This is a genomic window from Vibrio xiamenensis (genome assembly GCF_900100015.1).
Lineage (GTDB): Bacteria > Pseudomonadota > Gammaproteobacteria > Enterobacterales > Vibrionaceae > Vibrio > Vibrio xiamenensis.
The window spans coordinates 16,853-28,965 of sequence record NZ_FNDD01000045.1; the positions used below are offsets into that span (position 1 = coordinate 16,853).

Here is a 12,113-nt window from a genome sequence, read left to right on the forward strand (position 1 = left end):
AACAAATTCCTTATTGACGGGCCATGCGGTGATTGTGCGCCGGTTTTGGTTGTTGATTCGAGCGATAAGGGTTGATATCCAGCCCACCACGGCGAGTATAACGAGCGTAAACCGTCAATTGCGTTGGCTGACAGTAAGTCATGATATCGGTAAAAATTCGTTCGACACACTGCTCATGAAATTCATTATGCTCGCGAAATGAGACGATGTAACGCAAAAGCGCTTCGCGGTTGATCTGCTTACCTTGATAACAAATCTCGACGCTGCCCCAGTCAGGCTGGTTGGTGATCAAGCAATTCGACTTCAACAAATGGCTGTGCAGCGTTTCGCTTACGTCAAGCGGGCCCGCGGCATCTTTGAGGTAATCCGGATTAAACTGATAATCGGCAATTTCAATGTCTTGGTCATCGATGCATTCGCCTTGCATGGTGACGATGGGCTCGTCTGTGTATGCCGAAACCGGTTTTACGCTGACACTAACCGTTTCGCCCGCGCAGTTGGAAAGATCTTGAATTAACGCTTGCTCAACTGCTTGCCATGAGTCAAATCGGGTTTGGTTAAAACTGTTGAGATACAGCTTAAACGACTTCGACTCAATTAAGTTCGCGCTGGTCGCAGGGATAGCCACTTCGCCAATCGCAACTTGCGGCAAACCTTTTGAATTTAGCCATGACAGCTCATACAAAGTCCAAATATCACAGCCCTGAAAGGGCAGATCAGCGCCTAAATTAAGATCGTCACGGTTTAGGCTGCGAGGCACTGGCTGAAGCAGTGATGGTTGATACTGAGTGGCGTACTCGGTTTTTTGTCCTAGAGTTAGGCCAGCAAGTTCTTTAGCGCCAGAATATTTACTCATACTTTGCTTTGATTTCGATTAGAATACCGGGAATTTTACGCAATACTGCCGTGGCTGTCATTAGCTCAGCTGAAGGTGGTTTTAACAAGTCACTATTTGGAGTGTGTTATGGCAAACAGTGCCTTGCAAGCTTTATTTTCCTTTAGCCAACGTTATCAGCAAGCGTACCAAGAGTCTCATGGTTCACTGCCGATAAGCGAAGAGCTGGCGGATCTGGTTTCACCTTGTGTGGTGCATAAGCATCACGATAGCGTCAGTTGGCAAGCGCAGCCTCGTGATGTGGCAGGTGATCTTGCCAATGTTGAACAGGGCATTGAACTGACGCTGCACGACGACATCAAAACTTTTTATGGCGCGCAATACAGCGCGGATATGGATGCGCGTTTTGCAAATCACAATTTGACGCTGCTGCAAGTGTGGAGCGATGAAGATTATCAACGCCTTCAAGAAAACATTCTTGGCCATTTGGTAATGCAGCGGCGATTGAAACTGAAACCGACCGTCTTTATTGCTGCGACTGAGGCTGATTTGGATGTGGTTTCAATCTGTAACTTAAGTGGTGAAGTGGTGCTGGAAACGCTGGGAACCCAAAAGCGCCAACATTTGGCGGATAATCTTGGTGAATTTCTTACTCAACTAGAGCCTGTGGTTTAATCATGTACGTTGTTGAACTGCAATTCGAGTGTTTTGATAACACCACGATTAGCGCCGTGGATAAGGCGATTAATGGCCTAATGGATGCGCTGCGCTATAACGGCCAAGTGCTAGGGCGTGAGTTTCCGATTGTGCTTGGCGATGGCGAATTTTTTGTGCGCGCGGTGTGTCCGGAGGAAAACAGCCTTCATCCTAGCCATCACTCTGGCTTTGTTAAACACTGTTTACGAGCGTTAAGCGACGCCTCATTGTTGGCGCCGAAAGTTCGCCTTCTTGGCCGTGATATTAACTCTGAGCAAGCGGCCGAGGCGCGCACGCCAAGCTGGCAGATTCTTTACACCACCTATGTGCACACCTGCTCACCACTTCGAAGCGGCGATACGCTGCTGCCGATTCCGCTCTATCGTAATCCGCCGACGTTTAACGGCGATCACAAGGCGGTGGTGAAATGGCAAACCGAATGGCAAGCGTGTGATGAGTTGCAAATGGCAGGAGGCTGCCGCGCTGAACATGCAGCGCTGCATGAGATTTGCGATGCCGACAGCGTGCTGTTTCGTCGCGGCTGGGACTTAAGAGGTCGAATTGAGTACTTAACCAAGGTGCCGACCTATTACTATCAATATCGCGTTGGCGGCAGCAGTTTGGCTGACGAGCAGGCAAGAAAGTGCCCGAAGTGTGGTGGTGATTGGTTACTTGATGAGCCCGTGCACGATATCTTCCATTTTAAATGCGATAACTGCCGAATCGTATCCAATCTCTCCTGGGATCACATTAAGTAGCGCTGTTTAGAAGGCGCTAGCGTAACCAACACTCGCCTAATGGCGAGTGTTGTGTTTTTTAAGGCCTGCATCGTTATGGCTGCCGCTGTCTCGAAGCATAAAACGAAACTCGCTGGTATCACTGATATGGGCGGCTTTTTTAGCAATGTACATTTGCCGATCGGCGAGCTGAATGATGGTGTCCAAATTTAGGCTGCTGCCCGGAAAGTAAGAGGCGCCGCCGATACTAAGGCTCACGTCGACATCGAGTTGGCGCTCAAATTCAGAAGTTAAGCGGCGACACACAATTTCGGCGTTTTCAATTGGTGTGTTGGGCAGCAAAATCACGAATTCGTCGCCGCCAAAACGGGCGGTAGTCTCAGTTTTTCGCAAACTATCACGGCAGGCGTTAGCAAACGCCTTAATCACTTGATCGCCAATGCGGTGACCGTGATGGTCATTAACCTGTTTGAATTTGTTGAAGTCGATATACAGCAGCGAAAAGTGCAGGTCTGTGCGTTGGCACAGTTCAAACACCTTATTGGCTTCTTGATAAAACGCGCGTTGATTATAAAGCCCGGTCAGTGAGTCGCGCATCGACAGTTCAACCAATTGGTGAGTGCGGGCATGAATGGTTTTTTCAAGGTTTTCACTGCACTCATTGAGCTGCTGATTGACCTCTTCTAACTCATTTTGCATGCTCGATACGTAGGTATCGAACACCAACTGGTTGTCGAAATAGAACAGTTTGCGCAGCGCATTGGTGGTTTTGGCCGGCGATTGCTTGTGGCGCGTGAAATACTCGTGAATGTCGCTAATCAGCAGGTTTTGTAACATATGTACGCCGCTTAGATACAACTTGGAGCTAACGCCAATGCGTTGGTGCACTTTACCTATTCGCAGGCGCTTTTCGACATAGTTCATGCCATAGTCACCACTAAAGAGCTCAGTGATGTAGCGAGTCATCGCGCTATGCAAATTGATTAAAGTTTGCTGATCGCCAATCAGATTGGCAATTTCGTCAATTTGGGTTTGCTGTAAGTAAAGTTCGCTGACGATATTGGGGATCAACGGTGCAATCCAGTCACTGCAGGCGGTTAGGCAGGCGATATCACTGGCAGTGAAATTCAGTAACTCTTTGCGTTGGCTTATGTCTTGCTCAGTGATTTGCATTTGCTGAGCTAAGGTTTGAAGGCAGGCACGCACAGGGCAACCTCAAGTTAGTTCGACACCCGCAAAGCATAACTAAACTTTACGATGAAAATGTCACTGCATATTGAGTATCAGAAAATTCCTACAGACATTTCAGAATGGCGCTGAAAAGGAGAGTGTATTGCTGCTCTTATTGGGCGGGTATTGCGATCAAAAAAAGGGCCGAAATGGCCCTTTTTTTAGAGGATAGAGACAAGGTCAGTTATTACCAACCTTTCACTACACCACCGTTAAAGATTTTTGATGCTGCTTGGTACACTTCGTCAGTTTGGTAAGCTTTAACGAAGTTTTTCACGTTTTCGTTGTTGACGTTGTTTTCACGCGCCACAATTAGGTTCACGTATGGAGACTCTTTATCTTCAACGAAAATGCCATCTTTTTCTGGCGTCAGGTTGATAGAGCTCGCGTAGGTGGTGTTGATGATTGATAGTGCTACATCATCCAGAGAACGTGGCAACTGGGCCGCGTCTAGCTCAACAATTTCGATGTTTTTTGGGTTAGCAACGATGTCGCGAACCGTTGCTTGTAGGCCAACGTTGTCACGCAGTTTGATTAGGCCTTGTTGCTCTAGAAGAATTAGAGAACGACCAAGGTTGGTTGGATCGTTAGGGACTGCGATACGCGAACCATCTTTGATTTCGTCAACCGATTTTACTTGCTTAGAGTAACCAGCAATTGGGTAAACAAAGGTGTTACCAGCGATCGCCAGTTTGTAGCCACGGTCTTCGATCTGTTGATCTAGGTATGGTTTGTGTTGGAATGCGTTCACATCCACTGAACCGTCGTCTAGCGCTGCGTTTGGTGTTACGTAATCGGTAAAGGTCACTAGTTCAACATCAAGGTCGTATTTTTCTTTGGCAACTTTTGCTGCGACTTCAGCAACTTGTGCTTCAGCACCTGCCATAACACCAACTTTGATTTTGCTGTTGTCTTGCGCTTTCTCGCCACAACCAGACAAAACTAATGCTGATGCAGCCGCTGCCACGGCTAGCAGACCTTTAAGTGTAAATTTCATGACTATCTCCTTGTTAAACTCTAAAAATATTTTGAATTTATTGTTATTTGAATCATAGATTATCGATGGTCAACGCGACGAACAATTGCATCGCCAATCGATTGAATAATTTGTACCAGTACGATCAGCATTACTACGGTAACGCCCATGATAACCACGTCGTAACGGTGAAAGCCGTAACGAATCGCGACATCACCTAAGCCGCCGCCACCAACGGTACCGGCCATCGCTGAGTAACTGACTAAGGTCACCAAAGTGATGGTTACTGTGTTGATGATGGTTGGCATCGCCTCAGGAAGTAGCACCTTGCGAATGATTTGCATCGGTGTTGCGCCCATCGACTGCGCCGCTTCAACCAATCCGGTTGGAACTTCCAGCAGCGCACCTTCAATTAAGCGAGCCACAAAAGGCACCGCGCCAATGGTCAGCGGTACGATTGCTGCTGTGGTACCGATAAAGGTTCCGACCAACATTTTGGTGACCGGAATGATCGCGACCATCAAGACCAAAAATGGCACTGAGCGGCCGATGTTGACGATTGCGCCAAGTACTTTGTTGAGTGTGGTGTTTTCAAGCAAACCGCCTTTTTTGGTGGTATGCAAAATGACGCCAAGAGGGATGCCTAGTGCAAAGCCGACTAAGCCTGACACAGCGACCATGTACAAGGTTTCCCAAGTCGCGGTCAGGAGCAGTTTTGAGTTTAAATCCAGCCACGTTTCAATGTCATTAAAGGACATAACCTAATACCTCGACTTTGACGTTATGTTCATCTAGGAAAACCAGAGCAGCGTTGCTGTCATCTTCGGCGCCATAGAACTCGGCGACCATCATGCCAAACTTCACTCCGCCTGCGTAATCAAGGTCAGAACTCAAAATGCTGACATCAATATTAAACTTACGTGAGATTTGCGACATCAGCGGTGCGTCAACTGTTGCGCCAGTAAACTCAAGTCGTACCAGTGGATGGCTGCCTTCGATACTTTGCTGATGTAAACGTGCTTGATAATCTTCAGGAATCGATAGATCCAAGGTTGAGCGAATGAATTGATGGGCAAGCGCCGTTTTCGGGTGAGCGAAAATCTCACCGACCGTGCCTTTCTCAACCAGTTCACCATCACCGATGATCGCCACTTCGTGACAGATGCTTTTCACCACATCCATTTCGTGGGTGATCAGCAAAATCGTGATGTGCAGTTTGCGGTTGATCTCTTTGAGCAGCTCAAGAATCGAGTGCGTGGTGGCCGGATCCAATGCGCTGGTGGCTTCATCACACAGCAATACTTTTGGATCGCACGCCAATGCACGGGCGATAGCCACACGTTGCTTTTGACCGCCACTCAGGTTCGCTGGATAGGTTTCGCGTTTATCCGCCAGGCCAACCAGTTGCAGCAGTTCCGTCACTTTTGATTCAATATGCGCGCTCTCTTTGCCTGCCAATTCAAGAGGCAAAGCCACGTTTTCAAACACGGTGCGAGAAGACAATAAGTTGAAGTGCTGGAAAATCATGCCGATGTTGCGGCGTGCTTCGCTAAGCTCACGTTTAGACAGCTTAGTCAGATTAATACCATCAACAATAATGTCGCCGGTGGTTGGGGCTTCTAACATGTTCACACAGCGGATTAGGGTACTTTTTCCTGCCCCTGATGAGCCGATGACACCGAAAATCGTTCCCTGTGAGATTTTCAAATTGATGTCTTTGAGTGCGTGAATTTCTTTTTGGCCTTGATAGAAGACTTTATTTACTTGATTAATTTCAATCATTTAAAAACCTGTTCATGTGTCGTACAGGGGGCTTTAGAACAATATACTAAGAGAGTTCTTATTTGATAGCAGATGCTATGGGTTTCATTGATTTAAGTCAATAGATATTTTGACGTCTAGACGTCTAAATGCAATTGAATGCTGTGACATTTCGGAATTAGATAGTGATGAAAGAAATAAAGCGTGCAATAATTCCCAAAGTTTTGGCGTCAATATAGATAGAGAAGGTAGTTTTGGCTAAACCAGCAGTGTTTTTGGACCGAGATGGTGTCATCAATGTGGATCACGGCTATGTGCATGATGAGCATGATTTCGAGTTTATCGATGGCGTTTTTGACGCCTGTAAACAGCTTAAACAGATGGGCTATCAGTTGGTTCTCGTAACCAATCAGTCTGGTATCGCACGCGGTAAATTTAGCGAAGACCGTTTTCTGTCTTTGACCCAATGGATGGATTGGAACTTTGTCGATAACGGCGTTGAGTTCGACGGTATTTATTACTGCCCTCATCATCCTGAACATGGCATCGGCAAATACAAAGAAGATTGTGACTGTCGCAAACCAAAGCCTGGCATGTTTATCTCAGCACGCGACTTCCTCAAAATTGATATGGCGAACTCGGTGATGGTCGGAGATAAAGCCGAAGACTTAATGGCAGCGCAAGCAGCAGGCGTTGGCAGAAAAATTTTAGTAAGAACCGGGAAGCCAATCACGTCACAGGGTGAAGCGTTGGCTGATGTGGTACTCGACAGCCTCAAGCAAGTGCCGGGTTATCTCACCAAATAGGATTATAATTAAGGTCGCAAGCGCGGCCTTTTTTATTAGGCCTAAGGAGTGACGATGAATAACCACACTTTTATGGCGTTGGGGTTAGTGATGGCGATAGCCTTGGCTGGATGTAGCTCTACGTCGCCTAAATGGGGTGATGATGCCATCACCTACCACTACAAATGCGAATCCGGTGAAATGTTCACTGTGGTTTATGCACGCGATTTCGCCAAAGCATGGCTCGAACTTTCCGAGCGAGAATATGCGCTAAAACGGATTGGTCAAGGGCCGGGCGGTCATTTCGTGTTGGCCGACGACCCACCTGATACTCACCATCCTTTAACCTTGTTGACCAAAGTCGACCAGGCTCGTTTAGAGTTTAAAGGGACTGTGTTTAAAAACTGTCGAATCGTGAATTAAAAAGAGCGTGCATTGTGCACGCCCTTTGGCTTTTTAATCGATTGGCGGGTGGATTTGCGGTTTCAGCGCGGCTCTAAAGTTGCGTTGCCATGCGTGAATATTGTTGCGGCGCAGCACCGTCATCATTTTCTGCCAGCGATCAATGCGTTCATCAAGTGGCATTTGTACCGCTTCGGCGAGTTTTTTGGCCACCGTTTCGGTGTCGTAAGGGTTGACGATCACCGCGTCGGTGAGCTCTGCTGCGGCCCCTGCGGTTTCGGATAACACCAACACGCCAGGATCGTCCGGGTCTTGAGCTGCAACGTACTCTTTGGCCACCAAGTTCATGCCATCGCGTAGCGGAGTGACAAAGCCAACATGCGATAGATTATACAGCGCGAGAATGGTTCGGCGTCTAAAGCCACGGTTGATATAACGAAGCGGAGTCCAGTCAAAGTCGGCATAAGTACCGTTGACATGCCCGGCGGCTTGGTCGATACGCTGCGCGAGTTCAGAATAGGCTTTGACATCACCTCGCGATGTTGGCGCGACTTGCATGTAAACCACTTTACGGTGCATCTCGCTGTGGTTTTTGAGTAGCTGTTCGTAAGACTGAATGCGGCGAAAAATCCCTTTACTGTAGTCGAGGCGATCGACACCAATAAACAGCTTACGTTCGCCGAGTTCTTCTTTGAGCTGTTGGTACTCTTTTGATGTTTTACCGCGTCTCATGAGTTCCGCCATCTCATCGGTTTCAATGCCGATTGGAAAGACGCCGGTTTGCACTTTATGACCTTTGCAATCGACCAATCCCGAGCGCGGCACGGCACCACCTAAACCGTAACGAATCGACTCATGAAAGTTGTGTTCATCGATTTTGGTATGAAAGCCGGCCAAATCATAATGCAGCAATTCATCGAGCATCTCTTTGTAATCGGGCAGAGCGCGTAACAAATCATAGGAAGGGAATGGGGTATGTAGGAAGAAACCAATCGGCGATTTGACGCCTGATTCTCGTAACATTTTCGCCATTGGAATCAGTTGGTAATCGTGAATCCAGATGGTGTCATCAGGTTTTAAATACGGCAGCAGTTGATTGACGAACTTGCGGTTTACTCCTAGATAACCCATTCGATTGTTGTGTCGGTAGCTCATTAAATCCGGGCGTTGATGGAACAGCGGCCAAATGACGCTGTTGGCGTAACCGAGGTAAAAATTGTTGTATTCGTTTTGACGTAATCCTATGGTGACAAAATCAATATTCTGGCGTTTTTCTTCTCTTACTTCTGTTGTAGGGCGATTTTCTATTCGCCCATTCCAGCCGAACCACAGACCTCCTGCTTCGGCCATTGCGGCCAGGACCCCGACAGCGAGGCCCCCCTGGGCCCCACTATTCAATGATTCCGGTCGTGCGACACGGTTGGACACCACGACTAATCGACTCATAATTCATCCTCCCAACGTTGACTTAAAATTCGTGCACAATTAATGATCCCCACCATACTGTAGGTCTGTGGGAAGTTACCCCACAGCTCACCGGTGACAGGGTCGATATCCTCGGATAGCAAGCCGACGTGATTACGTCGTTCAAGCAAATCCTCAAACAGCGCGCGCGCTTCTTCAACACGGCCAATCGCGGCCAGTGCTTCGATGTACCAGAAAGAACAAATGGTAAAGGCGTTCTCTGGTGCCCCAAAATCGTCTTCAATCACATAGCGGAAAACGTATTTACTGCCTGAAGGGCGAAGTTGTTTTTCAATGGATTCGACGGTGCCGATAAAGCGTGGATCGTCACCTTTGACATAGCCAAGCGAGCACGCCAAAAGTAGGCTTGCATCCATGGTATCGCCACCCCAAGTGGCGGTGTAACTATTCAGTTCGGTATTAAAAGCGTGCTGGTCTATATCACTGCGAATGGTGTCGGCATGGCGCTGCCAATACTCTTGGCGGCCATGCAGTTGCAGTGTTTCGGCAATTTTTGCCAGTCTGTCTGCCGCTGCCCAACACATCATGCTGGAGAAAGTATGAATGTGCTGGCTACCGCGCAGCTCCCATAACCCGGCATCCGGCTGGTTATAGTATTTGACGGCCTTTTCGCCCACTTCTTCGAGGAGTGGAAACAGGCGTTTGTCATCGGGTTTACGAATTCGTTCATCAAAGAACATCTGCGTAGCAGAAAGCACAATGGCGCCGTAAACGTCATGCTGAATTTGATCGGCCGCTTGGTTACCAAAACGCACTGGCCCCATACCTCGATAGCCATCGAGCTTGGTGATGATGCGCTCTTCCATTTGTTTATCGCCGTTAATGCAAAATACCGGCTGCAGATATTCATCGTCGACGGTGGCGGCGAGGTTGACCAAGTAGTGAAGGTATTGCTCCATGGTGCCTGTGACACCGAGTCTATTTAAAGCATGCACCGTAAAGTAGCTGTCGCGTAGCCAACAGAAGCGGTAATCCCAGTTACGCTCGGTATCTTTGGCTTCAGGGATTGAAGTGGTCATAGCGGCGACAATGGCGCCGGTATCTTCAAATGCGCTGAGCTTAAGGGTGATGGCTGAACGAATCACCGCGTCTTGCCACTCAAATGGAATGGCGAGATTGCACACCCAGTCGCGCCAGTTGGCTTCCGTTTCATGTAAGAAGCGCTGCGTGAGTTGAGTGATCGGCTCTTCGATACTTTCATCAGAGCCAAAAATTAGGTGACAGTCACGATCGAGAATAAACCACTTCTCATCAAGAATGCTGGTGATGGAAATATCCGCAGTCAGGCGCAGCGATTGTGAACTGCCGATAAATTTAATGTGATTACTGCCTTCTAATCTTTGATAGGCTGTATCTTGCTCGTTATCTGCTGGGCGAATTCGAATGCGAATTTTGGGAGAACCAATAGGTTGTATCATGCGCATTAAGGTCACCGGGCGGTGAGTTCGTCCGTATTGCCATAGGCGCGGTGCAAAGTCGGTTATCACGACGCCACTGCCTTTTTGGTCGTAAAGGGTGGTTTTTAAGATCGCCGTGTTTTTCTGGTACTCCTGCTCACTATGACTAAAACCATCTAAATCGATGCCGTAGGTGCCATTGAGTGACTCTTTGGCGCCGCTTTTGAGCAAGGAGGCAAACACGGGATCGCTGTCAAAACGCGGCATGCAGCACCAGACGATTTCTCCCATTTTGTTGACCAAAGCGCTGATCCTACAGTTACCTATCAGGGCTAATTCCAGATTGTTATCGAGCATGTTGTTCCTCGCTTTTTAGATTCATCAGAAAATATTCAAGGACTTGCTGAGGCGATTGCAGACGGTAATCCGCACAAGATTGGCCTTCTCCTACTTTGACACTGATGCCCTGATGCTGCTTGACCCAAGCAAAGGCGTGTTCGTCAGTCACATCATCACCAAAATACCAAGGTGTACGACCGCTAAAACGGGGCTGCTGAACAAAATATTCCAACGCCGAGGCTTTATCGATGCCTCGAGGTTTGAGTTCACGAATAAATTTGCCCGTTTGTATTTCCAAGTCAGGCAGGTCAGCGATCAAGTGATCGAGAAACTGTTCAACTTGGGATTCCCGTTGTGGATGGCTGCGATAGTGCAGCGCAATCGACAACGGTTTATGTTCCAGTAACAGCTGGTGTTGAGCGCAGAATTGCTCACAGCTGATGATGATATGTTTTGGCAGCGGTGTGACTTGAGGGTGCAGAGAAATCGGTGCATCTTGCGCCAAACGAAATTGCATTCCATGGCTTCCACTCACCGCAACATTGGGCAGTTTTATTAGTTGATCGATGGATTCAATGCTGCGGCCACTGACTAAAGCCAGTGCATCTTGTGTGTGGTCATTTAACTGTAGCAGCATTTGGCGTAATTGGTTGGAGACAATCACGGCATCAGGGGTAGGTTGTAGGTCGACAAGTGTTCCGTCAAAATCCAAAAATATTGCAGATTGATTAAAATTCATATTCGGCAACGTATTTTGCATATTAGGCTCTCTCATCAAGGCGTTATATTTAAACTAACGTGTTCAAATCAATAAAACAACCCTGAGTTATACCTCAACCTGATTGGATATATGTTTTTTTCATAGTTAAGAAATTACCTATAAATAACGAATTTATGACGTTTTGTTGGTGGGTTTATGAAATGAGCTTTTGTTTTTCGGGTGTTTGTGTGTAAAGGAGGTTGCTTAGAATTGAAAGGAATAATTATTATTGTGAGAGTTACGAAAAGGTTTTTTATTTTTTGAAATGTAATATTGTTAGTTTTTTTGATATTTAAAAAATGAGTTTTTTATTTTTAATTATTTTTTAGTTTTTATTTTGTTTGGAAATTTTAAAACTAGGTAAATTAATTTATATATTATTTTCATGAGCTTATATTATATTGCCCTGGTTAAAAAATAGCCAAAAAGTGATCATCTTGGTGCTAACGAAACAACTTAAGTGTGGTTGATATTTGTTCGTTTTATTTGGTGTGGTGATTCAAGTAAGCGCGGTTTGATGTGGCAACAATTTAATTAAAGTTGCATGGCTAGTGTAGGACAACAGGAATTTAAGATACAAAAAAACCAGCTAAAAGCTGGTTTGATGTTCTCTATCGAGAAGAATATGGTGGAGGGGGACGGATTCGAACCATCGAAGGCGGAGCCGGCAGATTTACAGTCTGCTCCCTTTGGCCACTCGGGAACCCCTC

Annotated in this window: 12 protein-coding genes; 4 read left to right on the forward strand and 8 right to left on the reverse strand. The window is 47.0% G+C overall.

Annotated elements, in window-relative coordinates; all coding sequences use genetic code 11:
* Positions 1-10 precede the first annotated feature (10 nt).
* The gene (queF, locus tag BLS03_RS23700) at positions 11-856 is read right to left on the reverse strand and encodes an NADPH-dependent 7-cyano-7-deazaguanine reductase QueF (protein ID WP_093279342.1); all 846 of its coding nucleotides are present in this window, start codon (positions 854-856) and stop codon (positions 11-13) included.
* 108 nt (positions 857-964) lie between these two features.
* Here queF and syd point away from each other — a divergent pair, with 108 nt between their 5' ends.
* Both syd and BLS03_RS23710 read left to right on the forward strand, forming a co-directional pair.
* The gene (gene syd / locus BLS03_RS23705; protein WP_093279343.1) at positions 965-1,510 is read left to right on the forward strand and encodes a SecY-interacting protein; all 546 of its coding nucleotides are present in this window, start codon (positions 965-967) and stop codon (positions 1,508-1,510) included.
* A 2-nt stretch (positions 1,511-1,512) separates the two neighbouring features.
* The gene (locus BLS03_RS23710; RefSeq protein ID WP_093279344.1) at positions 1,513-2,289 is read left to right on the forward strand and encodes a Zn-ribbon-containing protein; all 777 of its coding nucleotides are present in this window, start codon (positions 1,513-1,515) and stop codon (positions 2,287-2,289) included.
* Between the two features lie 36 nt (positions 2,290-2,325).
* Here the strand turns inward: BLS03_RS23710 and BLS03_RS23715 are convergent, their stop codons facing one another.
* From BLS03_RS23715 to metN, 4 genes are all read right to left on the reverse strand, one after another.
* Positions 2,326-3,474 carry a GGDEF domain-containing protein gene (locus BLS03_RS23715; protein WP_245696793.1) on the reverse strand — a complete coding sequence of 383 codons (1,149 nt, stop codon included), beginning with the start codon at positions 3,472-3,474 and terminating at the stop codon, positions 2,326-2,328.
* Between the two features lie 211 nt (positions 3,475-3,685).
* Entirely contained in the window at positions 3,686-4,495 is an 810-nt protein-coding gene (locus BLS03_RS23720; RefSeq protein ID WP_093279345.1) for a MetQ/NlpA family lipoprotein, read from the reverse strand.
* A gap of 59 nt (positions 4,496-4,554) precedes the next feature.
* On the reverse strand, positions 4,555-5,232 hold the full coding sequence (locus BLS03_RS23725) for a methionine ABC transporter permease (protein ID WP_093279346.1): 678 nt from the start codon (positions 5,230-5,232) through the stop codon (positions 4,555-4,557).
* Positions 5,222-6,256, reverse strand: a complete 1,035-nt coding sequence (gene metN / locus BLS03_RS23730) for a methionine ABC transporter ATP-binding protein MetN (RefSeq protein WP_093279347.1) — start codon at positions 6,254-6,256, stop codon at positions 5,222-5,224. The genes BLS03_RS23725 and metN overlap by 11 nt, the downstream gene beginning before the upstream one ends.
* 233 nt (positions 6,257-6,489) lie before the next feature.
* Between metN and gmhB the strand changes: the two genes are divergently transcribed.
* Both gmhB and BLS03_RS23740 read left to right on the forward strand, forming a co-directional pair.
* Complete coding sequence (gene gmhB / locus BLS03_RS23735) at positions 6,490-7,041, forward strand: D-glycero-beta-D-manno-heptose 1,7-bisphosphate 7-phosphatase (protein WP_093279348.1); 552 nt, start codon at positions 6,490-6,492, stop codon at positions 7,039-7,041.
* 54 nt (positions 7,042-7,095) lie between these two features.
* On the forward strand, positions 7,096-7,443 hold the full coding sequence (locus tag BLS03_RS23740) for an MliC family protein (RefSeq protein WP_093279349.1): 348 nt from the start codon (positions 7,096-7,098) through the stop codon (positions 7,441-7,443).
* A gap of 33 nt (positions 7,444-7,476) precedes the next feature.
* Here BLS03_RS23740 and BLS03_RS23745 read toward each other — a convergent pair whose 3' ends face one another.
* Genes BLS03_RS23745 through otsB form a run of 3 tightly spaced genes read right to left on the reverse strand, consistent with a single transcriptional unit; the run spans position 7,477 to position 11,403 of the window.
* Complete coding sequence (locus BLS03_RS23745) at positions 7,477-8,868, reverse strand: alpha,alpha-trehalose-phosphate synthase (UDP-forming) (protein WP_218122045.1); 1,392 nt, start codon at positions 8,866-8,868, stop codon at positions 7,477-7,479.
* Complete coding sequence (locus tag BLS03_RS23750) at positions 8,865-10,661, reverse strand: glycoside hydrolase family 15 protein (RefSeq protein ID WP_093279350.1); 1,797 nt, start codon at positions 10,659-10,661, stop codon at positions 8,865-8,867. The genes BLS03_RS23745 and BLS03_RS23750 overlap by 4 nt, the downstream gene beginning before the upstream one ends.
* Positions 10,651-11,403 carry a trehalose-phosphatase gene (otsB, locus tag BLS03_RS23755; RefSeq protein ID WP_176765679.1) on the reverse strand — a complete coding sequence of 251 codons (753 nt, stop codon included), beginning with the start codon at positions 11,401-11,403 and terminating at the stop codon, positions 10,651-10,653. Before otsB ends, BLS03_RS23750 begins: the two co-directional genes overlap by 11 nt.
* Positions 11,404-12,113 lie beyond the last annotated feature (710 nt).